Genomic DNA, 24762 nt, shown 5'->3' with positions numbered 1-24762 from the left:
TGGAAATACTTGGAATACCTGGCAATACATTATGACTGATTTCTCTAAAATTACATACGACGACCTCGACTGGGCTGAACTTTGGCACAATGCCCGCGATATAAAGGGCTGGTCGAACAAAGGTGCCAAAGAGTGGGACAAAAAGTCGGAATCGTTTGCCGTGCGTAACCGGGATTCTGTTTTTGCCTCGCTTTTGCTGCCGCATTTACCGCTTGGCCCGGAAACCAGCGTACTCGACATCGGCTGCGGACCCGGAACACTTGCCCTGCCCATCGCTAAACATTGCAAAACTGTCACTGCTTTAGATTTTTCAGCCAAAATGCTTCAGTTGCTTGATCAACGTGCTGCAGAGGACAATATAAAGAATATCAGGACAGTTCAGTGCGCATGGGAAGACGATTGGCAAAAAGCCAGGATTACAGCGCATGACATTACAATTGCTGCCCGCTCCATGGGTGTTGAGGACCTGCAGGGTGCAATAGATAAGTTACAGCGTTACAGCAAAAAACATATTTTTATAGCAGACAGGATTTCACCGACACCTTTCGATCCTGAGGTCTTTCGAGCCCTCGGCAGACCGTTTGAATCCGGACCGGACTATATTTATACATTAAACATGCTGTACTCCATGGGGATTCATCCGGAAACCAGGATCATGCAGCTTGAAAGCGAAGTGACATTTGCAAATCTTGATGACGCGCTTACCTCTTATTCCTGGATGATAAAAGAGTTACAAGCCGATGAAGAGAGGAAGCTGAGAGCATATGTTGAGGGTATATCGAGAATTGATACGGACGGATCGGTAACGATTAAACGTGATCCTCCTCCGAGATGGGTATTGATTCATTGGACGAAATAGATTGAAAGGATTAATGGGGTCAGGCTGAAGTCTGACCCCGGGCAATGCGGGTTAATAAGTATATGACAGATTATGATGTAATAGTTATCGGTGCCGGCCATGCCGGTTGTGAGGCGGCCCTGGCCGCTGCCAGGATGGGATGCAGGACGCTTGTCACCATCATCAATGCCGACACCATTGGCGCCATGTCCTGCAACCCTGCCATTGGCGGCCTGGCCAAGGGGCACCTGGTACGCGAGATCGACGCCCTGGGCGGCGAGATGGCCACCAATATCGATGCCACCTCCATCCAATTTCGCAAGTTGAACACCAGCAAGGGACCCGCTGTCCGCTCATCCAGGGCCCAGGCGGACAGGCTTCTTTACCGACTCCGAATGAAAACGATACTGGAGCAACAGGAAAACCTGACCATCATGCAGGCTGTAACTGATGAGATCCTGATCAAAGACGGCACGGTCTGCGGCATCCGCACCTCCCTCGAGGAAGAGATCAGCTGCAAGGCCGTGGTTGTCTGTTCCGGCACCTTTCTGAATGGTCTGGTCCACATTGGGCTCAAAAACTTTCCGGCCGGTCGCCTGGGTGATGCACCATCAACCAAACTTGCTGAATGGTTCAAGGAGGCGGGCTTTACGGTTGGCAGAATGAAAACCGGCACCGTACCAAGGCTTGACGCCAAAACCATTGACTATTCAGAACTCGAACCGCAACACAGCGACCAGCCGCCTGCCCATTTCTCTTTTAAATCCGGAAAGCGATACACCCTGCCGCAACTGCCGTGTTACATTACCTACACCAACGAAAAGACCCACGAGATCATTCGCGGCGGAGTCGACAGATCTCCCATGTACACCGGTGTAATTGAAGGAATCGGGGCACGCTACTGCCCTTCCATTGAAGACAAGATAATGCGATTTCCCGAAAAGATCCGCCACCAGATCTTCATCGAACCGGAGGGCCTCGACACCACCGAAGTCTACCCTAACGGAATCCCCACCAGTTTACCGTTCGACGTACAACAGGCCATGGTTCAGTCTATCAAGGGGTTGGAAAATGCCAGGATCATACGCCCGGGATATGCTATTGAATACGATTATATCGACCCTCTTGAGCTTTTGCCCACCCTGGCTACCAAGAAGTTTCAGGGACTGTACCATGCGGGACAGATCAACGGCACCTCAGGTTATGAAGAGGCCGCCGCCCAGGGGCTCATGGCCAGCATCAATGCCGTTCGATATATCCGAGGGGAATCCCCATTTATACTTGATAGGTCGGAAGCCTACACGGGCGTACTGATAGACGACCTGGTAACACTCGGCACCAGGGAGCCTTACCGGTTGTTCACTTCACGAGCTGAATACCGCTTATTGCTACGTGAGGATAATGCGGATATAAGGCTATCACAAAAAGGATACGAGATCGGTTTACTTTCCCAGGAGAGATACGACACCTTCAAGGCTAAGGAACAAGCCATACACAAAGGATTGGAACTGCTGGACACGACCCATGTCAAACCGAACAGGGAGGTCAACGAAATACTCGAATCATTTGGCTCCACCCACGCTAAACAAAAACTGGCCCTCAGTGACCTCCTTCGAAGGCCGGAGCTTGATCTTGCCAAAATTTCAGCCTTACCCCTTGCAGGTGAAACTGCAGGCAAAGTCAAAGCACTGAGTGAATCAAACGTCTCCGAAGAAATCCAGCTGCAGGTCAAGTTTCATGGGTATATCGAACGCCAAAAGGAGCAGGTCGAAAGGTTTCGCAAAATGGAAGCGATGAAAATACCAGAAGATCTTGATTACAGAGCTCTCTCCGGGCTATCAAACGAGGTTGTCGAAAAACTTTCATCCGTCCGGCCACTGTCACTTGGCCAGGCCTCACGAATTTCCGGTGTCACACCTGCTGCAATTTCCGTATTACAGGTTCACCTGCGCAGAAGGAACAACTAAAAGGATATGCTTCCATTTCCCAATATTGACCCGATAATATTTTCTGTCGGCCCGCTCCATGTTCGCTGGTATGGCCTGATGTACGTGCTGGGGTTCTGTGCCTGTTATTTTCTGGTGCAATACCAGATACGGAAATTTAAATTCAAGGAACTCGAACCCCATTTTGAAAATATTAATTTCATCCTGATCCTCTCGGTCGTCGTCGGTGGCCGGCTTGGTTACGTCCTTTTTTATAACCTGGACTATTACCTCCAGCATCCATTGCAGATATTTGCTACCTGGAGTGGTGGCATGTCCTTTCATGGGGCCTGCCTCACCCTTATAATTACCGGTGCAATCAGTACCCATAAATACAGGATCAATTTCTGGAAAGCGGCGGATGTTTACGTCGCGACTATCCCAATAGGGTTGGGACTAGGCCGGATCGGCAACTTTATAAATGGTGAGCTTTTCGGAAGAACCACGGATGTTCCCTGGGGCATGGTGTTTCCGTCAGGCGGTCCATTACCACGACATCCGTCCCAGCTGTACGAGGCTTTTGCTGAAGGGTTACTCCTGTTCCTGCTTCTCTGGTGGTGCAAAGAGAAGCCGTGGGAACAAAAAAAAGCATGGCCCCACGGCTCCATTCTTGCGTTGTTTCTGATCGGTTACGGAACAATAAGAATGGGGGTCGAGTTGGTTAGGGAACCCGATCCCCAGGTTGGTTACCTGCTGGGTGTCGCCACCATGGGCCAGCTTCTGAGCACTGTCATGGTAGCTGGCGGGAGTATTCTCTGGCTGCTTCGCTCCCGTCAGACAGGCAAGAGGTCTGGTGAAGGGGGTCAGGCTTAAGCCTGACCCCGGACAACGAGCCCCTGTGCAACAATACTGTTTACTGCACTTTTTCGAAAAGATTTTTACCTGGCTTGAATTTCACCACATTGTGAGCAGGGATAGTAATGATTCCCCCTGTTTGTGGATTCCTTCCCTTCTGGGCAGCGCGTTCAACAACCTTGAACGAACCGAAGCCAGCTAACGTTACGCGTTCCCCCCGCTCCATGGCATTCGCCATGTTTCTCAGCACCATGTTCAGAGCCCTTTCGGCTTTAACTCTTGGAATACCGCTGGTCTCTGCTATTGATGCGATGAGTTCCCCTTTGTTCATCTTCATTCTCCTTTACTTTTTGCACCATGCCCAATAACCGAAGATGTTCGGCCTGCGCATACCCTGTGGTGCTCAATTTGAATGATCATCAACAAGCGGTGTCAATAGTACTGAGTTTACACAAAAAAACAATCGTAAAATTTGGAAGCTACAGGTCACGGTAAGGAAAAAACCTACAACAAAATGAAGGTATCTTTTTGAAATGTAATGGTTATTGGCCTACCGTTTCACATTGTCACAGCCGATCGCAAAAATATTTTTTACCTCTTGGTTTCCTGGTGGAAACCGGGTTTTTTACTTTATGCATCACATATGATACTTGGTGGGGTCTTGGTGGGGTCTTGGTGGGGTCTTGGTGGGGTCTTGGTGGGGTCAGACTTAAGTCTGACCCCTGTCGGTGGGAAGATGGCGTCCGGGGTGGGATGGGGTCAGGCTTAAGCCTGACCCCCGATAAACCGGGCCTGGCCCCGGTGGACGTCGAAAAATGGGGCCGTATGTTTAGTATTTCTGGGGTGTTACAAAACCATTTTTTACGGCAAAATTGACCAGGTCCACGCTATTGTTCATCTGGAATTTTTTCAAAAGGTTGGACCGGTGATGATCGACGGTCCGCGGGCTCAAGCCAAGTTGATCTGCAACCTGCCTGCTGGTATATCCATCGACAACGAACTGCAGTATCTGCTTTTCCCTGCGGGTCAATTCCTGAAACAGGTTACGCTTATCGCTTCGGTAACTGTTAATAACATCGTCGGCAAACTCTTCAGCCAGATAGGGGGAGATGTAATTTTTGCCAGAACGGATCTTGTTAATGGCAACGAGCAATTCCTCATCGGAATCGTCTTTCACCAGATATCCATCCGCCCCTGCCGACATGGCATGATAAAAGTATTGTTTGTTTTTATGCATGGTCAGCATAAGAACCTTAATCCAGGGATACTTGCCTTTTATCATTGCCACAGCCTCCATCCCGCCAATTTTGGGCATAGAGATATCGAGAATGATCAATTCGACTGTGTCTTCCTGAAGCAGGTCAAGGAGTTCTTCCCCATTACATACCTCTCCAACAATCTGCAGACCACTGTCGCGGGCAATGATGTTTTTAATTCCGTGCCGAATCAGCACATGATCATCTGCCAGAACTACCCGATACGGGGCGGTATCCTTCATTTTGACTCCCTTGCTAGTAATGAACTGCACCAAAGACCTCACTGTCTTAGGAAACTGTACGAGAATGCACTTTCTCCCGGGCTCTTCGTTATTTTATAATATAATTCTCGGACAACCTCCTCAACAAGTGTGCAATCTATGCACCTCTGTCAATAGTACAGCTATCGTAAACTTTCGCGGACACATGGTATGTCAGGCAATTTACCGAAGAAACATGAATCGTCAAACTGATTTTTTCATCTCATGATTAAAAAGAACCAATATTTTATCAAGAATGTTGTTACCACCACTATTTTGCAGCACTTATGCCCAACCTCTATAACGTGCATATGAACGTCCTAATCTCTGATTTCTCTTGACATTTTGTGCAAAAGTTAATTTGATTACGCCGTTTACTAAGCTGGGATAAAAGTACCTGCTATTTTGGAAAAACATACTGTAAGTATAAGACATCATGTCTTTTAACATTTTATAGGTTTTAACGAATTTAACGATTAACAATTTATGAAGGAGATTTTTTATGGGACAGGTCCCGAAGTCACGGCTGACAGCCGATGAAGCAATCAACATCCTTAAGGAGGGTAACAATCGTTTCACCTCCGGCCAGCTCGAGCACCCGAATCACTGCGAAGAGAGTCGCCAGAACCTGGCCACCGGACAGGAACCGATTGCAACGGTTCTTACCTGCTCCGATTCACGGGTGCCGCCCGTAGATATTTTCGACCAGGGTCTTGGTGATTTATTTGTGGTTCGTGTTGCAGGAAACATTATTGGTGACCACACCTTAGGTTCCATCGAGTACGCAGTACGACACCTGCACACACCACTGGTACTGGTGCTGGGCCATTCCAGCTGTGGTGCTGTTACCGCCGTGGCAAGCGGGGCAACACTTGAAGGTCATATTGCCACCCTCGGCCCGGCTATCCAGACCGCTATCAAGAATGTTCAGGAAATGGCAGGAGACACCGTAGACAATGTCTCTATAGAGCTTGCCAAACAGGTTGCAAGGAAAATTTCGGAATCAGAGCCGGTTGTCGCCGATCTGGTGAAGGAAGGTGCCGTCAAGGTCGTCCCTGCATTTTACGACCTGAGCAGCGGCGAAGTTCGCTTCCTCGAAAAGTAGACTTTTGCTGCCACAACGAAAACAACAACTCTGATACAAGGTTAACAGATGAATATATTATTGAAGTTTTTTCCGTTTCTTGACTGGTTTAAGGACTATGACACTGGCAAATTCAAGATCGACCTTCTCGCTGGTATCACCGTTGCACTTGTTCTTATCCCACAATCCATGGCTTATGCCCAGTTGGCCGGACTGCCAGCATATTACGGGCTCTATGCCGCCTTCCTGCCGCCGATGGTCGCCTCTTTATTCGGCTCCAGTCGCCAGCTCGCTACAGGACCGGTTGCCGTGGTATCCCTCATGTCGGCCGCTTCGCTCGAACCGCTGGCTACTGCAGGGTCTGCTGAATTTATTGCCTACTCCGTAACTTTAGCCCTTACAGTTGGTATCTTCCAGTTCTCTCTTGGCGTACTGCGTCTCGGCCTGGTCGTTAACTTCCTTTCTCACCCGGTTGTTAACGGTTTTACCAATGCTGCCGCGATCATCATTGCCTCCTCCCAGTTTTCCAAGTTTTTCGGGGTGTATGTTGACAAAGCCCCGCATCATTACGAAACCCTTATCCGGGTTGGACAGGCGGCTATCGATTATACCCACCTCCCGACTCTGCTCTATGGTATCGGTGCGGTTGCGATCATGGTTTCATTGCGTAAAATCAACCCTCGCATCCCGAACGTGCTGATCGCCGTTGCCATTGCCACCATCATTTCGTATTTCACAGGATTCAACAAGGATTCCTATGTCGCCATCGACGCCCTCCAGCAGGATGGATTACAGGAGAAAATTTCTGAATTCAATACCACTGTTGCCAAAATCAAGTCAACAGGTGAAGAAAGAGCCGCCATCGGCCTCAAGGTAGATGAAGAAAAAGCTAAGGATAGTGGTGGTCATGGTAAACCCATCGAACTGATTAAACTCGAAAGTGAGGTCGCGATCCTCACTACCGAGATGGAGGGATATAAACATCACGCCAGTGAAATCCGCACCGAACTGCGTTACATGAAGTTTGAGGCAGCAGGGGAAGAGGGCAACTACACCTTTTACCCCAAAGCCTCCATCCCCTCAGGCATAACAACCGATGGCGGTACCTGGCGTATCAAGCTTGGTAATGAGCCTCTTGATACCACCAAAATTAAGATGACGGGCGGTGGCGCCATTGTCGGTAAGATTCCTGAAGGACTCCCCACCCTTGGCATTCCTGAACTCAATGTAAAATCATTTTTCAAACTCCTGCCGACCGCGATCATCATCTCGCTCCTCGGCTTCATGGAGGCTATTGCGATCGCCAAGGCAATGGCCGCCCAGACCGGTCAGAAACTTGACCCCAACCAGGAGCTTGTCGGGCAGGGCCTGGCCAATATTTTCGGATCTATCGGCCAGAGTTATGCCGTTTCCGGCTCGTTTTCCCGTTCTGCCGTTAACCTCCAGGCCGGTGCTGTTTCAGGCATATCCTCGGTGGTCACATCCATTATGGTGGTCATCACCCTGCTCTTTTTCACTCCGCTGCTCTATCATCTGCCCCAGGCTGTACTCGCTGCGGTCATCATGATGGCGGTTATCGGGCTGGTGAACGCCAAAGGTTTCATACATGCCTGGAAAGCACAGTGGTATGACGGTGCTATCTCCGTACTCAGCTTCATTGTCACCCTCTACTTTGCCCCGCATCTCGACAAAGGCATCATGGTCGGTGTCGTCCTGTCCATGACCGTCTTCCTCTACAAATCCATGCGACCTGTTGTAGCGAGATTGTCCATGAACGAAGAGAAAGTACTTAAAAGCGCTGAACATTACCGGCTCAAAGGCTGCCGTCATATCTCTGTTGTACGTTTTGACGGCGCGCTCTTTTTCGCCAACGCCAGCTATCTTGATGAGCAGGTACTGAAGTTTCGTAACGAGCAGCCTGATCTCCGCTACATCCTGCTCGATGCCCGTGGCATCAACGACATGGATGCTTCCGGCGAAGAGGCTCTTGAGATGCTGGTCAAGCGTATCCGCAGCGCAGGCCTCGGTTTTGCGATGTGCGGTATCAAGGGCCAGGTTCTTATGGTCATGGAACGGACCGGACTTCTCCAAAAAATCGGTGAGGATGAGATCTACGCCGATTCCAGGGCCGCGGTTAAAGGGTTGGTTGATAAGGTTCATACCAACACAGACCTTCCTGAGAAAGGATGTAAGAATTGTCCTCTTACTAAATATATCCCGGTTGACGTCACATAATATCATTCAAAAGTGGGGTCAGGCTTAAGCCTGACCCCGCTCTGCTCCCTTTCCTCGCTCCGCTTTTCCTGCATTTTGACCCACCACATGGCACTCTTTAGGAGTGTTCTACCACCTTCTCTTGTCAAGTCCCCTTTCTGCTGTTATAGTGGTGCGGTTATCAATTTTGCTGTTTCTGCCCCCCACTCGAATTGAAGGAATCATACATGAAACTCGCATTATCTTTCGTCGGTTTTCTGGCGATCCTGACGGGGACGGCAATGGCCTCCTCTTCCTCAGGTCATGCTGTCGACACCTCTCAGCTGGGCACCAGCTTCCTCGGTATTTTTTCACTCATACTGTTTGTTGGTGCTTACTCACTTGTTATCTTTGAAGAACAGCTCCATCTGCGTAAATCCAAACCTGTGCTGATGGCAGCAGGATTGATCTGGGTATTTGTTGCCATCACGTTCTCTGCCATGGGTAATACCCATGCTGCTGAACAGGCTATCCGCCATAATCTCCTGGAATATGCGGAACTGTTCCTGTTTCTGCTCTGTGCCATGACATACATTAACAGCATGGATGAAAGAAACGTCTTCCAGGCGCTCCGATCCTGGCTGGTGAGTCGCGGCTTTTCTTTCAGGGTGGTGTTCTGGCTTACCGGCCTCCTCTCATTTTTCATCTCTCCTATTGCCGACAACCTGACAACAGCATTACTTATGGGTGCTGTGGCCATGGCGGTCGGTGGCAGCGATAAAAAGTTTGTCACCATTGCCTGCATCAATATTGTTATTGCTGCCAACGCCGGTGGTGCATTTTCGCCATTCGGTGATATTACGACACTCATGGTCTGGCAAAAAGGCATCGTAGAGTTTTCTGAATTTTTCGCAATCTTCCTGCCATCACTTGTCAACTGGCTGGTCCCGGCAGCCTTTATGCATTTTGCAGTTGCCAAAAAACAACCGCCGGCAGCAAAAGAAACCAAAAAAATGAAGCTGGGTGCGAAAAGGATTATATTACTTTTCCTCTGCACTATTGCCACTGCCGTCTCTTTCCATAACTTTCTGCACCTGCCCCCCGCAACCGGCATGATGCTCGGACTTGGCTATCTCGGATTTTTCTCTTTCTACCTCAAGAAAGTTGAGAACCGAAATTACGATATAGACGACAATCCGCTCTCACACCAAACGTACCACACCAAGCCCGATCCATTCGACTTGTTCAGGAAGGTGGCCCGAGCCGAGTGGGATACCCTGCTCTTCTTCTACGGGGTAATTCTTTGTGTTGGCGGACTCTCGCAATTTGGGTACCTGGCCACTGTCTCAGCCTTTATGTACCACGATCTCGGCCCGACAACAGCGAATGTGCTGGTTGGTATTCTTTCGGCCATCGTCGATAATATCCCGGTCATGTTTGCGGTATTGACCATGCTTCCCGACATGTCCCACGGCCAATGGCTGCTGGTAACGCTTACTGCCGGTGTAGGTGGCAGTCTGCTTTCAATCGGATCTGCAGCGGGTGTTGCCCTGATGGGTGCTGCCAGGGGTACGTATACTTTCGGTGCCCATTTAAAATGGACCCCGGTTATCGCCCTTGGCTATGGTGCTTCCATTATTGTTCACCTCATTGTGAACGCGAAAATAATGTGATGCACGAGGCTCGCATTCTCATGCTCACACCCTCTGCCAAGAACGGGGTCAGGCTTAAGCTTGACCCCAAATAATCGGCTTAAGCCTGATCAACATATCGGGACCGGGGTCAGGCTTAAGCCTGACCCCAACTAATGACGGACAAATACTCTTTATGATTTCTTCCCATCCCCTGCCTCTTCCCATTTCGTGGGAAGAGTGCAGGGATCGTGGCTGGGATGGTATTGACATCCTGCTTGTGACCGGTGATGCCTATATCGACCATCCTAGTTTCGGTGTCGCCCTCATCGGACGCTTTCTTGAAGACCACGGTTATCGCGTTGCTATTCTCTCCCAACCACGATATACCACCAACCAGGATTTTCTTTCATACCCGGCACCACGCCTTTTTTGCGGTATAACGGCCGGGAATCTCGATTCTATCGTCGCCAATTATACCGGCAATGGCAAAGTTCGGGAGACAGACGCCTATTCACCAGGCGGCAGTCCCTGGCGACCCGGGCCCCAGGATAAAAACAACAGATACCGGCCAGATCGGGCAACCATGATTTACGCCAACCTGGCGCGATCAACATACAAGAACACAGCTGTCATTCTTGGTGGGATAGAAGCGTCTCTTCGACGCTTCATGCATTATGATTACAAACAGGCCAAACTACGAGCATCACTGCTCACTGATGCCAAAGGTGACCTGCTCGTCTATGGTATGGGCGAACGAACCGTGCTCGAAGTTGCCAGGCGATGCACACAAGGAAAACCGCTTCACTCAATACAGGGCAGTTGCGAACGCCTTACGGAAAAGGAGTTACTCGACAGGTATCCCGATTTTTCTACTACAGGGAACAAGAACTACCTGGTCCTGCCGTCGTATCACGATATCACCCGAGATAAGAACCTCTTCCTTGATGCAGAGCATGAGGTCGATGCACATCAACGTGCAAACTCACAAAAGATAGTCTTCCAGAAACAGCAAAATCACTGGCTGGTGCAGCATCCTGCTTCCTCACCACTCACTCAGAACGAACTGGATCATCTCTACGCTCTCCCTTTTACCCGCAAAGCCTATCCGGCAGGCTCCGACATCCCTGCATTCCGTATGATCAGGAACTCGGTTACGATTGTCAGGGGATGCTCCGGCAATTGCTCCTTCTGCGCGATAACCAGACACCAGGGGGCTGAGGTCCAGAGCAGATCAAATCCATCCATTGTTCAAGAATGTAAGAGGATAAGTGCAGCAAATGATTTTGACGGAACCATTACCGATCTAGGCGGGCCCACAGCCAACCTTTTTGCTACTCGGTGCGATATTGGCGGCTGCAAAAAAAGAGACTGTCTCTTTCCCGAGGTCTGTAAACACCTGCATATTGACGAGAAGAGGTTTCTGCAATTGCTTGACTCTGTAGCCTCTATACCTGATATCAAACATGTGTTCGTATCCTCAGGTCTGCGTATGGAGTTACTGCTCAAAACGCCGGATCTTCTGAAAAAGATTGCCACAAAACACACACCCGGAGCTCTCAAAATCGCCCCGGAACACAGCTGCGACGACATTCTCGAACTGATGCATAAAGAACCGCATCAACTGCTTCAGGAATTTATCCGTTATTGTGAAAGGCAGATCGGGAAAAAAGGGAAGAAACTCAATTTAGTCCCCTATGTGATCAGCAGTCATCCCGGGAGTACTGGCAAACACGCCTCACAACTTGCGCGGGATATGAAAAACCTTGGTTTAACAATCTCCAAATTCCAGGATTTCACCCCAACACCGGGAACCCTGTCAACAGCCATGTTTGTTGCAGAGAGGAGCCGGGTGACCGGCAAAAAGATTTTCGTGGCGAAAAACAGCTCCGATCGTAAGAAGCAGCGACAGATAATCGAAGACCACTTTCACCGCCGCAAAAAACAATCTACCGGAACTGTGCACAAGTACAGACGAAAGAAATAAGTTACTTTTTACCTGCTGTATAGTATTGGTCGTACTGACTATAAGACTCAAACAGCTTGTTATTTAGATAATTCTCTTTCATGGCGTTAAAGACCACACCGTACACCTTCTCTGCGCCAATTGAATCAACCATGGCTTTAACCTTGCGGCGATCCGACCTGCCGTATCCGACCACCAGGACAACCCCTTCAACCGCTTTTGACAGCACACTTGACTCTGCTGCCGCCTGGAATGGCGGGCTATCGAATATTACAAAACGATCGGCATAACGATTGTACAGCTCTTCAACGAGGTGGTTCATTCGACCGGAACTGAGGAGTTCTGCCGGGTTTACAGGAGGGGGGCCGCTTGGCAGAAGAGACATTTTCTGTACGGCGCATTTCAGGATGAGATCCCTGATTTCGGCCTCGCCACGCAAATAATCGGCAAGCCCTCTTTTACCCACGGCCCCAAGTCCCAGGAGTGGCGCGAGACTCGGTCTGCGGAGATCACAATCAACCAGCAGTGCATACTGATCCAGTCCCCTGGCTATTGCCAGTGCCAGATTCACCGAGACCATGCTCTTACCTTCCCCGGATGCTGAGGACGTCACCATAATGGTTCTGGGTGCAGGCCTGCCGTCTTCGGGAAAGAGTATCTGGGAGCGAAGTACCCGAAACGATTCCGCAGCCTGGGCTGAATCGTTGGCGATCATATTCAGCCGTTCTTCCCACGGCTCCGAAGGGGCTGCCCGAGGATAAGACTCCTGGCCGGAGCTGTCCCCATCTCCATTCCCACCACTATCATCACCTTTCTGATCTACCAGGCCAACACCGGCTTTTTCCAGTGCATCCGCTATGTTCCCCATACTTCCCTTAAATGTATTATTTTACTTGAACAGAAGAGACATATATTCCTTCACCGAAGAAATTATGCCATTATTGACAAAATAGAGAATACAGACACCGACAACCAATCCAGCTGCCAGCGCGAGCGGAACGCGGCGCTTCCGCACGGAGGCAGCCTTCTGCTCTTTACGACTCGCCTGGTCCTCTGCCGGAAGCTGATGCTGCTTCACACACTCAGCAATAATCTCGGGCCCAATCTGCCGTAATTCCCGGGTAAACCCTAGCAGCATAGAGGTATCACAGATAGCGTTTATAAGCCGTGGATTCCCGTCTGTAACAGAATAGAGATATTTCAAGGCTTCCTGGCTAAAGAGATCTGATCGTGCGGCACCCGCACTCTGCAACCTGAAGTGAACATAATTCCTGGTATCCTCCTCTGAGAGATGCTTGAGATGGAAGCGTAAGAATATACGCTGTCGCAGTGGCAGGAGTCTCTCCTCACTCAAGCGGTCCAGTAGCTCCGGCTGACCAATAAGAAAAACGCAGAGGGTATTCTTGCCGGCAGGGGCAAGATTGACAAGCAGCCGAATCTCCTCCAGGAGTTCGAGGGACAACAGGTGGGCCTCATCTATAATGAGGAGGACCTTTCGCCCGTTCCTACTGCACTCTTTCAGGAGTTTTGAAAATGAGAGATGAAATGTCGCCTTGTTTTCCTCACGTAACAAACCAAGATTTGCTGCAATATAATAATAGAATTCCTGTACTGAAAGAAGAGGGTTGGAAATAAGACAGGTAAGGAAATTTCGTTTTATACCTTCAACGAGACTGTTAACGAGAGTTGTTTTGCCGGTACCTATCCCACCCGTCAGTAAAAGAAAGTTTTTCTCGGATACCACCCCGTACCGCAGCATGGCCATACCTTCCTTATGGGATTCACTCAGGAAGAGGTATTCCGGATCCGGTACCAGCTCAAACGGCTTTCTTTTGAGTGCGTAGTATTTCCTATACATTAGGCTACAGTCACCAACTAAAAAACGATCTTACCCTTCGACCAGGCATACCAGAACAAACCAACCACAGCAATAACAAGAAGGGTTAATGCTATAACAATAACAACGGATTTAAAAAATCGGAAACGTTTTTCCCGCTTTGTCTCAAAATACGTGATGGTGCTTATAACCGGAACCCCGATAAAACTCTCAAGGTCCTCAGGGTCACGAAAGGAGGTATCCATAAAACTGATAAGCAGTATCAAACCACCCCCAAGAGCCATGGATCCACCGACACTGATCGCCATTATCTTCAGGAAATCTGGTTTAATAGGTTTTTCAGGCATACGAGCTGGATCTTCAACCTTGAACTGGCTCCCTTTTTGACGGCGCTCAAGATTGAGCATTGATTTTGCCTGAAGATCCTGGGCGACAAGATAATCATAGTGACGCTTCAGCTCACCATACTCACGTGTCAGCGCAGACCACTCTGCCTCACGTATAGGGGCTGCTGCCACCCACTCCTCATAATTCTTAACACTCTCTTTCAGCTGCTCCTTTTCAAGCTCAATTGCAGCAATAGATTGTTGGATACTCTTGCTTTGTGCTTTAAGCTGAAGAATATCCCTGTCGGCAGGCAATAATTGAGATGGATTATTCTTTTTACTGTTACCACTTCCGCCATCATCTGCTGATTTCTCGGGAAGCTCCTGCTCCAGCTGACGAATTTTTCTTTTTAATCGTTTTACATCCGGATGATTCTCAGTATACTTGACCAGCAATTCCTCCATCTCTGCCCGCAATTGCAGCAATTCCTTAATATCACCAGGCTGTCTGATACCTTTTTCAGCAGCAGCGACCCCGGCACTTGCAAGAGCTGAACGGGCAGCTTCCGCCTCTGAGGCCAATATTTTCTCACGGAGGGCGATCTGCTCCTGAATCATCACCCGGGTCCGTTCTAACTCAAGGATAGATTCCTGTTTCCCCTGATACTGTTCCTGTAATGCTATAAGCCTCGAGACGTTCGATTCACGCTGTTCTGGCATTTCGTTATAGTATTGGAGCTTATAATCCCTCATGGCCGCTTCTTTACGATCCATCATGGATTTGGCCATCTCCAGCTCATTGCTGGTATACGATGATGTCTCGTTGGCTCTTTCTTCGCGGTATTTGAGGTTTTCCTCAATAAATTTTGCTGCCAGTGCATTGGTTACTTTCACCACTGTCGCCGGTTGCTCTCCGACATAAGATATACTAAACGTATCTCCCCTCGTGGAAGGCTTAATACTCAGGTCACGCCTCATTATATCGATAACATCTTCCATTGGAAGCTGTGCTCTGTCTTTCTCATAAAGCTTAAAAGATACTATAAGATTCTCCAGATTCGTCCGTGACGTAACTATCTGAGTCAGGGTACTGACAATATCCTTAATTCGAGCCTGTACATCAGGCGACATCTTGTTCGGATTAATCCTCTGCTGCTGATAACTCAACAGACTCGTCGCCTGATAAATCTTCGGTTGTTTCAAATAGAGAGCAAGTCCAGCCGGGAGACTGAGCAAAAGGAGCACAATAAGCAATAGCCTCCAGCGAAACAGCAGATCGATATATTTTTTGAGCAGCAAGCTCTGTTGCTTATCCATAAATCAGTGATAGTATATGAAACAATTCCTTGCGGATATTAGAGTTCAACATGAAACAAAACAATTTGAAAACACTTCAGAATTTTGAGGATAGAGCATTTCACCAAAACAATCAAGATTAAAAGATTCTTCCTGCAATAGCAGGATGTTACTGATCCAAGTCGACAGGAGCAAAAGCAACGGCAGCCGAGATATGCTTTTTCCCGAAGATGAGCATCAATAACCTGTCGACGCCAAAGGCAATTCCGGCCGCACTCTCGATTTTTCCCAGATCCTCCAGGAATTGTTCAGGCATTTGAGTGACCCGCTTTCCCTTTCCTGCCATCAACTCCAACTCAGAGTGAAACCTCTTTCGCTGTTCTGAGGTATCCGTTAATTCAGAAAAACCGTTCGCCAGTTCAACACCTGATATATAGAGTTCGAACCTCTCTGCTACCTGTGAATTTCCCGGCTTTGTTCTGGCAAGAGAGGCCAGCTCGATCGGGTAGTCGTACAGGATTGTTGGTTTTTGCTGTCCAAGATACGGCTCAATATATTCCACCAGTATTTCATCAAAACTCTCATCTCGTAATGCTGCATCCATATCAACCGGAGCATACCTGATAAAAGCCTCTTTAACCGTAAGTCGTTCCCATTTCTTTTTGACCAGGTTATCAAACTTGGTTACTGCCTGGTAGCTGCTGCCGCCAGGAGAGCACACAGCCTTCAACTCTTCCGTCACTCGACGGACCATCGATTGGCAGTCCTTCATCAATGCGTGGTAGTCCTCACCTCGGCGATACCATTCGAGCATGGTGAATTCCTCGAGATGACGCGCCCCTCTTTCCTCTTTCCTGAAACAGGGACATATCTGGAAAATCCTGGTGCATCCCGCCGCTAGCAACCTTTTCATACACAGCTCGGGTGAGGTCTGCAGAAAAGATCCTTCTGACTCAATCGGGATGATATTTGCTTCAGGCAGGAGAATCTTCTGGCGGATCGGTGTATCGACCTCAAGGAATTCCTGTTCCCTGAAAAAAGCCCTCAGGGAGTGAAAAAGGGCGGCACGAAGGTGCAGCCCCTGTACATCAAGCATCGTTTATTCTTTTACCCTGGTCACGTAATTCCCTGTCCGGGTATCTATCTGGATTTTCTCACCCTCTTCAACAAACGGAGGAACCTGTAGCTGGTAACCTGTTTCCACCGTAACCGGCTTGGTATCGGTACCGGAGGTATCTCCCTTTACCCAAGGGTCGGCTCTCGTCACCGTCAGGTTCACAAAAATCGGCAAGCTCACATCGATCGGTTTATCATCGAAAAAGAGGATATCAAGCTCCATATTATCTACCATGAAGTTGACGTTATCACCCAGTTGCTCGGAGGTGAGAAAGAGTTGCTCATAATTTTCCGTATCCATAAAATGATATTCATCATCCTGGTTGTATAGATACTGCATCTTTCTCTCTTCCAGCACCGCCTTTTCAAACTTATCACCTGAACGGTAGGTCTTTGTGAACTGGTTCCCGTTTATCATATTGCGTAACTTGCAGCGATAAAGGGCCTGCCCCTTACCCGGTTTCGAAAACTCAAACTCTGTAATAATAAACGGGTTCCCATCTATCTGCACTTTAAGACCTTTGCGCAAATCCGAAGCACTTAACATAAATTATCTCCAAGTTGATTGCCTCCCCCAATAGATGGGAGAAGCACCATCAATACGTTATTTCATATTTTCACGGTCGTGACCATGCACGCAAATACGCAGTATACCTGTCTTCCTCACCTTTTCGCAACCGAAAATATACGTACCAATATGGATCGATACCTCTCAATATTTTACAACACAGGCAACTTTTGCTACTGATAGTTCCTCACAGTTATTATAGTAGCTTGGAAACGGAGATTTACAATGACTCGAATCGGCATACTTTCAGATACACATATTTCATCTGTTACCAACAGCTTCCAGCAGAATGTTCAGTCGGCATTCCACGATTGCGAAGTGATTATACATGCCGGGGACCTGACAGAAGTATCTATCCTCAGTGCCTTCAAGGGAAAGGAAGTGTATGCGGTCTGCGGCAACATGTGCACCCACATTACCAGAAAGTCACTCCCTGAATCCACACTCATTACCATTGATGGCTATTTGTTTGGCCTCTGTCATGGTGCGGGCGGGGCACGACACAATATAGAAGACAGAATGTATTCCATGTTCCCCGAGGCCCACTGTATTGTTTACGGCCATACCCACATCCCGGTATGTCATACCGTCGGCTCTACGCTCATCATTAACCCCGGAAGTTTTACTTCGACAGGCCGCTACGGTTCTCCCGGCACATACAGTATTGTAACTGTTGATGAAGATGGCATTCAGGGCGCTGTTCATCAGCTTGATTCAGGCTTTTAAAGCCACTCCCTTTCCTTATACGAATCAATACCTATTTAATATACAGACATCAGCTTAATAAACGTTATGACCGCGAATGTAAAACTCACCCCCATGCTCAGGCAGTACCTCGAAATTAAGGAACAACATGACAACACTATCCTTTTTTACCGAATGGGTGATTTTTACGAAATGTTCTTTGATGATGCTGAAGTTGCCTCAAAAATCCTTAACATCACCCTCACCAGCCGCAACAATAAGAGCGACGCCAAAAAAGTTCCGATGTGCGGTATTCCCTATCATGCTGCCCAAAACTATCTCGCCAAGCTCGTTCGTGCCGGAAAACGTGTAGCCATTTGTGAGCAGGTTGAAAACCCTGCGGAAGCCAAAGGTATCGTTAAAAGGGAGGTTGTTCGCATTGTTTCCCCCGGTGTCGTCACCGAGGATGACCTGCTGGATGACAAGAGCAACAACTACGTCTGTGCTGTTACCAGAAAAGAGACAGGCAAGCAGTTTCTCTTTGGTCTCAGCCTGCTCGATGCCTCAACCGGTGAATTTCTTGTTGGTGAGTTTCAAGACGATACCGGCAAGGGTGAAATAGTGCTCGACCAGTTGACCAGGCTTACACCTTCCGAGATACTCATCAATGAAGATACCCATAATGAACTCTCCCCCCTGCTCCAAAGTGCCAGAATCCTCTTGCCCGATCTATGTATAACAGAACGACCAGATTCCCTTTATCACTACGAGTCCCTGCAGGACCAGCTCCTCGACCACTTTCAGGTCACGACACTCGATGGATTTGGCTGCCGCGGTTTTAGCACCGGCGTCATCGCCGCCGGTATATTACTCGACTACATCAATGAAACCCAGAAGGCCGGACTGGATCATATCAGTAGAATCACCCCGATCAAACTCGATTCGTATCTGCAGATTGACGACTCTTCCCGGCGTAACCTTGAGTTAACCCAGACAATTATCGGTGCCAAGAGAGATGGCTCCCTGCTTGCTGTACTTGATCAGACTTGTACTCCTATGGGAGCAAGACTGCTCAAGCACAATCTTCTTTTCCCCCTGCAGGACCGGACCGAGATCACCCAGCGCCATGACTGTATCGGGTTTCTGTATCAGCACAGTGGAACCCGCAAGACATTTCGTGAGCTGCTGGACTCAATTTATGATCTGGAACGCCTCACCAGCCGCATGATACTTGGTTCCGGGAATGGCAGAGACATGCTGGCCATGAAACAGTCATTAGGCCAGTTGCCGACGGTTCTTGAATTATTGCAGAAATGCTCTGATGTCAGGAAACTCGAGGAAATTGGGTCACGATTTGATCCCCTGGACGACCTCTACACCCTCCTCGAAAAAGGCATAAATCCCGAAGCACCCATAACCCTGCGTGACGGGAACCTGATACGCGAAGGATACAACTCTGAGCTCGACGAATTGATAGCCATTCAGAGAGACGGTAAACAGATGATCCTGGCCCTAGAAAGTACCGAGAGAGAAGCAACCGGGATCGCCAAACTCAAAGTCGGGTTTAACAAGGTTTTTGGCTATTATTTTGAGGTGAGCAGAATACACGCCGATAAAATCCCTGAACATTATATTCGCAAGCAGACCCTGGTGAATGCGGAACGGTTCATCACTCCTGAGTTAAAGGAATTTGAAAGCAAAGTACTCGGTGCCGAAGAGCGCAGACTTGAGCTCGAATATCAGCTTTTTACCGAAATCCGTAGCAAGCTGGGTGGTGAAAGCGGTCGTTTACTTGATACCGCCAGAGAGTTGGCCGCAATCGATCTCTTTTGTTCTCTGGCAGAGGTAGCCCAGAAATATAACTATCGAAGGCCGAACATTACAGACGATGATACTATCTTAATCTCAGAAGGACGTCACCCCGTTATCGAGAGGTCCCTTCCTGCAGGCCAGTTTGTTCCAAACGATGTGCTGCTTAATCATGAGGACCAGCAACTTCTTATTATTACAGGGCCGAATATGGCGGGCAAATCCACCGTCCTCCGGCAGACCGCCCTGATCGTGCTCATGGCTCAGATGGGCAGCTTCGTTCCCGCTGCTGCCGCCACCATCGGTATCGTCGATAAAATTTTCACCAGGGTGGGCGCTATGGATGATCTCCGCCGAGGACAATCCACTTTTATGGTCGAGATGAGCGAAACTGCCAATATTCTTAACAACGCCACCTCTAAAAGTCTGGTGATCCTGGATGAAATCGGTAGAGGTACCTCTACCTACGACGGTTTGTCTATTGCCTGGGCAGTTGCTGAAGAGCTTGTCGGCAAAAACGATATCGGGGTCAAAACCCTGTTTGCCACCCACTACCACGAACTGACCGATCTCGCAAAAAACCAGGATCGGGTGCAGAATTTTTCCATCGCCGTGAGGGAGTGGAACGAAACCATAATTTTCTTACATAAACTCATTAAAGGCGGGGCAAATCGTAGTTATGGTATTCAGGTTGCGGGTCTGGCCGGAGTGCCCGATCACGTGGTTGATCGAGCCCAGGAAATCCTGAAGAATATTGAACAGGGTGGTCTGGAAAACAGGGGAAACAGTCCCGCCAGTCATCCTGTTCAACCAAAACCGAGAAAAAAGAAGACTCACCCGGACCAACTCTCTCTCTTTCAGCCGCCACCCGATCGTATACATGATTTTCTGGCATCCATTGATCCGGATGAACTGACTCCCAAAAAGGCCCTTGATATACTGTATGAGCTCATGGATTTAGTTAAATAATGGGATTCACTGGCGAGGTTCAAGGCCTTCATTTCCTTTTATTTTGCTATACTATAATCTTTTTTGTATAATCAGCAGCAGTTTTGAAAACGGGTCAGGTTCAGGGTATTCTTTCACTTTCCCGCAATTTTAATTATTTACTTTCATGTAGTGGTGTATCCAATTTCTCACCATACTCATAATGCCAACCTGAAACGCACTCTTGTTACCTGTCTTTTCAGGACAATTTCTCGCTTGTGGTCAACTCTCACTCTTACAGCGCTGTTTTTCCTTATTTATCCCAGTCAGCCAATTTATGCAGCCAAGCAGGATTTTGGAAATAATTCTACTGTTGAACAACTTTATAACCAGGCGAAATTCTACTACAATCAGCTTGAAACAAATCGCAAACTCTCCAAGGATAGAGAAAACTGGATAAAGGGCGGCAAGAATTTCAGGCGAATCTACCTTGACAATCCCACCTCCGATTATGCCCCATCCTGTCTCTACATGCTTGGGCGTCTTCATCATTCCATGTATGAGAGGTTCCGGAAAAGGGCAGATCTGGTCGAGTCCATGAATTATTATCAGGACGTCACCAGACTCTTTCAGGACCACAGGCTGGCAGACGATTCCTACTATGCAATCGGTCTCATTCAGTTCAATGACATTAAAGATCCTGAGCAGGCAGCAAAATATTTTACCCATGTTATCCAGGATTACCCGAACGGTGATATGCACCCACTGGCTGCCGACTTCATGAAACAACTCTCAAGGGACCACGATATACCGTTGCCCGATGTGATGGTCGGAAGCTCAAAGGTAAGTGAGCTCAACTACGTTCTTCCTGTAAAATACTGGTCGTCCAAAGATTATACCCGAGTCGTCATCATGGCCTCCGGTCCGGTAAATTACAAGGAGAGACTCCTTGAGAAAACCAAAAACCAGCCCAGACGCCTGTACATTGATTTCAAGGACAGTTACATCGAACCGCAATATCGTGCACCGGTCCCTATTAAAGATGGATTGCTTCAGCAGATACGCACCGGCCAATTCAGTAAAGATACAGTTCGTGTTGTACTTGATATTGAAAGTATAGACAGTTTTAAGATCTACAGCCTCCCTGATCCGTTTCGGGTTGTTATTGATGTACGGGGCCAGCAGGAACACAAGCACGCGGTTGTGAGTGTTCCTAAATCCGTTCCACCCAAACCAGGTGAACAGAACGTTGATAGCGAAACCCAGGACACTCCGATCGTTGTCCTCAAGGATCGTAAGAAAATTGCTGTTGGTAATGGCCTTATTGCCGCCACTAAAAATAAAAAGGTAATAGGCAAGGTGCCCTCTATCCCTTCCAATCAACCAGCTGAAACAGCCTTATCACTTGCGCAACAATTAGGGCTTGGTGTCAAGCGAATTGTTCTTGATCCAGGTCATGGCGGGAAAGATCCGGGAGCAATTGCAAACGGTTTAAAAGAAAAGGATATTGTACTTGCGCTAGGTAAAAAGCTGCAGCCTATCCTGGCCGAAGAGTTAGGCTGTGAAGTTCTGCTGACCCGCACTGACGATACATTTATCTCTCTTGAAGAACGAACCGCTATCGCCAATACGGAGGGCGCCGACCTCTTCATCTCACTCCATATCAATGCCCACCCCTCACCCAAAGTACGTGGCATTGAAACATACTTTCTAAACCTCAGCACCAACGCCGAGGCAATGCGTGTTGCTGCTATGGAAAACTCGACTTCAACCCATCAATTGAGTGACCTCCAGGATATCCTCTCGGATATCATGAAAAATTCCAAGATTAATGAGAGCTCGCGTCTTGCCAGACAGGTCCATACCTCCATGGTGTCCGGCCTCACCGGAAATGAATTTGGCAAAGTTAAGAATCTCGGTGTAAAACAAGCACCGTTCTATGTACTGATCGGTGCCCAGATGCCTGCCATCCTTATTGAAATTGCCTTCATCAGTAACTCAGATGATGCCAACAACCTGCGCTCTGAGAACTTTCTAACTGCTCTTGCCGAACAGATCTCAACAGGTATTAAATCATACGTTAATACGAACACAGCAGCTTTCTTCCAGCCTCAGTAAAAATATTTCCTGCGACGTTAATGCGATACTGGGTCAGACTTAAGTCTGACCCCTTGTGAGAATTCATTAATTCATACACTCAGGACAAAAAAAAAGGCCGCTCCCAAAGGGAACGGCCTTTCATTTTTCTTTGCCTGATTTGCTTACAGCTTAGATGTCTTCAATCTGGCAATTGCCCGCTGAAGTGCAGCCTCAGCTCGGGTTCTATTCAAATTCTCATCATGTGCAGTGGCCTGGCTGAGGCGTTTTTCCGCTCTCTCTCTGGCCCTCATAGCCCTGTCTACATCAATGTCGCTACCAAATTCGGCACTCTCTACTAGAAAGGTGATCTTGTTGTTTGAGACCTCACAGAATCCGCCGCTAACCATAAGTACGCTTCTCTGTTTGTCTTTCTCGTAGGTCAGTGTACCAATCTTAATAGTAGACAGAAAGGGGGCATGGTTTGCAAGCACACCAAAGTCGCCACCATAACCGGGAGCATTGACGATGTCGACATCATCGTCGACAACAGCTCCTGACGGGGTGACAACCTCCAGTCTTATCTGTTCTGCCATTGTATTGACCTCTCTGGTTGTGTGTGTCTACCCAATACTGCCTTCAGGGTAGACACAAGATGGTTGAATTATTTAGATTCGGCTTCCTTTGCAACTGCCTCATCAATGGTTCCAACCATATAGAAGGAGTTCTCGTTCAGGTCATCATGCTTACCTTCGAGGATCTCCTTGAAGCCCTGTACAGTGTCGGCAACTTTTACGAACTTACCAGGCATACCGGTGAAGACCTCAGCAACGGTAAACGGCTGTGACAGGTAACGCTGGATCTTACGGGCACGGGCAACCAGAATCTGATCTTCTTCAGAAAGTTCGTCCATACCGAGAATGGCAATGATATCCTGGAGGTCCTTGTACTTCTGCAAGGATACCTGAACACCACGGGCAACCTGGTAATGCTCTTCACCGATTACGTTCGGATCGAGAATCCTGGAGGTTGAATCGAGCGGATCAACAGCAGGATAGATACCAAGCTCAGAAATCTGACGGGAAAGAACAACAGTACCGTCGAGATGCGCAAAAGTGGTAGCCGGCGCAGGATCTGTCAAGTCATCCGCAGGTACGTAAACACACTGTACGGCGGTAATGGATCCCTTGGTTGTTGAAGTAATACGTTCCTGCAGAGCACCGAGATCGGTAGCCAGTGTCGGCTGATAACCAACAGCTGAAGGAATACGTCCGAGAAGTGCGGATACCTCAGAACCAGCCTGGGTAAAACGGAAGATGTTATCAACGAAGAACAGAACGTCCTGTCCCTCTTCATCACGGAAGTATTCAGCAGCGGTCAATCCGGTCAGGGCGACACGTGCACGTGCTCCCGGAGGCTCTGTCATCTGGCCGTAAACAAGCGCAGCTTTAGGCAGAACGCCGGAATCCTTCATCTCGTGATAGAGATCGTTACCCTCACGAGTACGCTCACCAACACCACAGAAAACTGAGATACCACCATGATGCATGGCGATATTGTTAACCATCTCCATCATGATAACGGTCTTACCACAACCGGCACCACCGAACAGTCCCATCTTACCACCGAGTGGGAAGGGAACCAGCAGGTCGATAACCTTGATACCGGTTTCGAGAACACGTACTTCAGTATCCTGCTCAGTAAATAAAGGAGCCGGACGATGGATTGGCATCATCTTTTCTGAAGTAATCGCACCCATGCCGTCAACCGGACGACCGACAACGTTCATAATACGTCCGAGTGCATTCTCACCAACCGGAATCTCAATCGGCTTACCGGTGTCACGGCAGTCCATCCCACGTACCAGACCATCGGTCTGGTCCATGGCGATACAACGGACCATGTTGTCACCAAGATGCTGGGCAACCTCAATAACAAGGTTGTCTTCCACATCGGAAATACCCGGATTCGTGACCATCAGTGCATTCATGATCTCGGGAAGATTTCCTGCCTCGAACTCGACGTCAACTACGGGTCCGATGACCTGTGTTACTTTTCCAATTCTTTGCTCACTCATAGGGCCTTACCCCTCCTAAAAGTCTTAAGATTATCCGT

The 24762-nt window shown here is 48.5% G+C and carries 19 protein-coding genes; 10 read left to right on the top strand and 9 right to left on the bottom strand.

What is annotated here, in order from left to right:
• Positions 1–31 precede the first annotated feature (31 nt).
• Genes GA520_RS00575 through lgt form a run of 3 tightly spaced genes read left to right on the top strand, consistent with a single transcriptional unit; the run spans position 32 to position 3636 of the window.
• Positions 32–859, top strand: a complete 828-nt coding sequence (locus GA520_RS00575; protein WP_163337088.1) for a class I SAM-dependent methyltransferase — start codon at positions 32–34, stop codon at positions 857–859.
• Between the two features lie 44 nt (positions 860–903).
• Positions 904–2805, top strand: coding sequence for a tRNA uridine-5-carboxymethylaminomethyl(34) synthesis enzyme MnmG (gene mnmG, locus GA520_RS00570; protein ID WP_370362734.1), 1902 nt, complete (start codon positions 904–906; stop codon positions 2803–2805).
• 6 nt (positions 2806–2811) lie between these two features.
• The gene (lgt, locus tag GA520_RS00565) at positions 2812–3636 is read left to right on the top strand and encodes a prolipoprotein diacylglyceryl transferase (protein ID WP_163337086.1); all 825 of its coding nucleotides are present in this window, start codon (positions 2812–2814) and stop codon (positions 3634–3636) included.
• Positions 3637–3676: 40 nt separating this feature from the next.
• Here the strand turns inward: lgt and GA520_RS00560 are convergent, their stop codons facing one another.
• Together GA520_RS00560 and GA520_RS00555 are read right to left on the bottom strand one after the other, a co-directional pair.
• A complete protein-coding gene (locus GA520_RS00560) occupies positions 3677–3949 on the bottom strand; it encodes an HU family DNA-binding protein (RefSeq protein WP_163337085.1) in 273 nt (90 codons plus the stop codon).
• Positions 3950–4447: 498 nt separating this feature from the next.
• Positions 4448–5116, bottom strand: coding sequence for a response regulator transcription factor (locus GA520_RS00555; protein WP_163337084.1), 669 nt, complete (start codon positions 5114–5116; stop codon positions 4448–4450).
• A gap of 520 nt (positions 5117–5636) precedes the next feature.
• On the opposite strand from GA520_RS00555, the gene GA520_RS00550 reads away from it, so the two are divergent.
• The 4 genes from GA520_RS00550 to GA520_RS00535 all read left to right on the top strand — a co-directional run bounded on the left by GA520_RS00550 (position 5637) and on the right by GA520_RS00535 (position 12029).
• Positions 5637–6239: a carbonic anhydrase gene (locus GA520_RS00550; RefSeq protein ID WP_163337083.1), complete on the top strand. Its 603-nt coding sequence runs from the start codon at positions 5637–5639 to the stop codon at positions 6237–6239.
• Positions 6240–6287: 48 nt separating this feature from the next.
• Complete coding sequence (locus GA520_RS00545) at positions 6288–8453, top strand: SulP family inorganic anion transporter (RefSeq protein WP_163337082.1); 2166 nt, start codon at positions 6288–6290, stop codon at positions 8451–8453.
• Between the two features lie 206 nt (positions 8454–8659).
• The gene (gene nhaD / locus GA520_RS00540) at positions 8660–10084 is read left to right on the top strand and encodes a sodium:proton antiporter NhaD (protein ID WP_163337081.1); all 1425 of its coding nucleotides are present in this window, start codon (positions 8660–8662) and stop codon (positions 10082–10084) included.
• A 154-nt stretch (positions 10085–10238) separates the two neighbouring features.
• Complete coding sequence (locus tag GA520_RS00535) at positions 10239–12029, top strand: YgiQ family radical SAM protein (protein WP_163337080.1); 1791 nt, start codon at positions 10239–10241, stop codon at positions 12027–12029.
• 1 nt (position 12030) lies between these two features.
• Here GA520_RS00535 and GA520_RS00530 read toward each other — a convergent pair whose 3' ends face one another.
• From GA520_RS00530 to efp, 5 genes are all read right to left on the bottom strand, one after another.
• Positions 12031–12876: a polysaccharide biosynthesis tyrosine autokinase gene (locus GA520_RS00530; RefSeq protein ID WP_163337079.1), complete on the bottom strand. Its 846-nt coding sequence runs from the start codon at positions 12874–12876 to the stop codon at positions 12031–12033.
• Between the two features lie 21 nt (positions 12877–12897).
• Positions 12898–13866 (bottom strand): ExeA family protein, encoded by a 969-nt coding sequence (locus tag GA520_RS00525; RefSeq protein ID WP_163337078.1) that lies wholly within the window; start codon positions 13864–13866, stop codon positions 12898–12900.
• A 17-nt stretch (positions 13867–13883) separates the two neighbouring features.
• Positions 13884–15488 carry a hypothetical protein gene (locus tag GA520_RS00520; protein ID WP_163337077.1) on the bottom strand — a complete coding sequence of 535 codons (1605 nt, stop codon included), beginning with the start codon at positions 15486–15488 and terminating at the stop codon, positions 13884–13886.
• A gap of 148 nt (positions 15489–15636) precedes the next feature.
• Positions 15637–16563 carry an EF-P lysine aminoacylase EpmA gene (gene epmA / locus GA520_RS00515; RefSeq protein WP_163337076.1) on the bottom strand — a complete coding sequence of 309 codons (927 nt, stop codon included), beginning with the start codon at positions 16561–16563 and terminating at the stop codon, positions 15637–15639.
• A 3-nt stretch (positions 16564–16566) separates the two neighbouring features.
• On the bottom strand, positions 16567–17130 hold the full coding sequence (gene efp / locus GA520_RS00510; RefSeq protein ID WP_163337075.1) for an elongation factor P: 564 nt from the start codon (positions 17128–17130) through the stop codon (positions 16567–16569).
• Positions 17131–17376: 246 nt separating this feature from the next.
• On the opposite strand from efp, the gene GA520_RS00505 reads away from it, so the two are divergent.
• The 3 genes from GA520_RS00505 to GA520_RS00495 all read left to right on the top strand — a co-directional run bounded on the left by GA520_RS00505 (position 17377) and on the right by GA520_RS00495 (position 22689).
• On the top strand, positions 17377–17877 hold the full coding sequence (locus GA520_RS00505) for a metallophosphoesterase (protein ID WP_163337074.1): 501 nt from the start codon (positions 17377–17379) through the stop codon (positions 17875–17877).
• A 66-nt stretch (positions 17878–17943) separates the two neighbouring features.
• Positions 17944–20613 carry a DNA mismatch repair protein MutS gene (gene mutS, locus GA520_RS00500; protein ID WP_163337073.1) on the top strand — a complete coding sequence of 890 codons (2670 nt, stop codon included), beginning with the start codon at positions 17944–17946 and terminating at the stop codon, positions 20611–20613.
• 234 nt (positions 20614–20847) lie between these two features.
• Positions 20848–22689 (top strand): N-acetylmuramoyl-L-alanine amidase, encoded by a 1842-nt coding sequence (locus tag GA520_RS00495; RefSeq protein WP_240910094.1) that lies wholly within the window; start codon positions 20848–20850, stop codon positions 22687–22689.
• A gap of 143 nt (positions 22690–22832) precedes the next feature.
• Here the strand turns inward: GA520_RS00495 and GA520_RS00490 are convergent, their stop codons facing one another.
• The gene (locus tag GA520_RS00490; protein WP_163337072.1) at positions 22833–23243 is read right to left on the bottom strand and encodes a F0F1 ATP synthase subunit epsilon; all 411 of its coding nucleotides are present in this window, start codon (positions 23241–23243) and stop codon (positions 22833–22835) included.
• Between the two features lie 68 nt (positions 23244–23311).
• Positions 23312–24724: a F0F1 ATP synthase subunit beta gene (gene atpD, locus GA520_RS00485; protein ID WP_163337071.1), complete on the bottom strand. Its 1413-nt coding sequence runs from the start codon at positions 24722–24724 to the stop codon at positions 23312–23314.
• Positions 24725–24762: the final 38 nt, after the last annotated feature.

Origin of the sequence: Desulfopila sp. IMCC35008, from assembly GCF_010646885.2 — a bacterium.
GTDB lineage: Bacteria > Desulfobacterota > Desulfobulbia > Desulfobulbales > Desulfocapsaceae > Desulfopila.
This window is presented reverse-complemented; position numbering and strand designations above follow the sequence as displayed.

Excerpts from the sequence above, each read along its gene's own strand:
- GA520_RS00575 (WP_163337088.1), top strand. The coding sequence starts at position 32 with ATGACTGATTTCTCTAAAATTACATACGACGACCTCGACTGGGCTGAA.
- mnmG (WP_370362734.1), top strand. The coding sequence starts at position 904 with ATGCGGGTTAATAAGTATATGACAGATTATGATGTAATAGTTATCGGT.
- lgt (WP_163337086.1), top strand. The coding sequence starts at position 2,812 with ATGCTTCCATTTCCCAATATTGACCCGATAATATTTTCTGTCGGCCCG.
- GA520_RS00560 (WP_163337085.1), bottom strand. The coding sequence starts at position 3,949 with ATGAACAAAGGGGAACTCATCGCATCAATAGCAGAGACCAGCGGTATT.
- GA520_RS00555 (WP_163337084.1), bottom strand. The coding sequence starts at position 5,116 with ATGAAGGATACCGCCCCGTATCGGGTAGTTCTGGCAGATGATCATGTG.
- GA520_RS00550 (WP_163337083.1), top strand. The coding sequence starts at position 5,637 with ATGGGACAGGTCCCGAAGTCACGGCTGACAGCCGATGAAGCAATCAAC.
- GA520_RS00545 (WP_163337082.1), top strand. The coding sequence starts at position 6,288 with ATGAATATATTATTGAAGTTTTTTCCGTTTCTTGACTGGTTTAAGGAC.
- nhaD (WP_163337081.1), top strand. The coding sequence starts at position 8,660 with ATGAAACTCGCATTATCTTTCGTCGGTTTTCTGGCGATCCTGACGGGG.
- GA520_RS00535 (WP_163337080.1), top strand. The coding sequence starts at position 10,239 with ATGATTTCTTCCCATCCCCTGCCTCTTCCCATTTCGTGGGAAGAGTGC.
- GA520_RS00530 (WP_163337079.1), bottom strand. The coding sequence starts at position 12,876 with ATGGGGAACATAGCGGATGCACTGGAAAAAGCCGGTGTTGGCCTGGTA.
- GA520_RS00525 (WP_163337078.1), bottom strand. The coding sequence starts at position 13,866 with ATGTATAGGAAATACTACGCACTCAAAAGAAAGCCGTTTGAGCTGGTA.
- GA520_RS00520 (WP_163337077.1), bottom strand. The coding sequence starts at position 15,488 with ATGGATAAGCAACAGAGCTTGCTGCTCAAAAAATATATCGATCTGCTG.
- epmA (WP_163337076.1), bottom strand. The coding sequence starts at position 16,563 with ATGCTTGATGTACAGGGGCTGCACCTTCGTGCCGCCCTTTTTCACTCC.
- efp (WP_163337075.1), bottom strand. The coding sequence starts at position 17,130 with ATGTTAAGTGCTTCGGATTTGCGCAAAGGTCTTAAAGTGCAGATAGAT.
- GA520_RS00505 (WP_163337074.1), top strand. The coding sequence starts at position 17,377 with ATGACTCGAATCGGCATACTTTCAGATACACATATTTCATCTGTTACC.
- mutS (WP_163337073.1), top strand. The coding sequence starts at position 17,944 with ATGACCGCGAATGTAAAACTCACCCCCATGCTCAGGCAGTACCTCGAA.
- GA520_RS00490 (WP_163337072.1), bottom strand. The coding sequence starts at position 23,243 with ATGGCAGAACAGATAAGACTGGAGGTTGTCACCCCGTCAGGAGCTGTT.
- atpD (WP_163337071.1), bottom strand. The coding sequence starts at position 24,724 with ATGAGTGAGCAAAGAATTGGAAAAGTAACACAGGTCATCGGACCCGTA.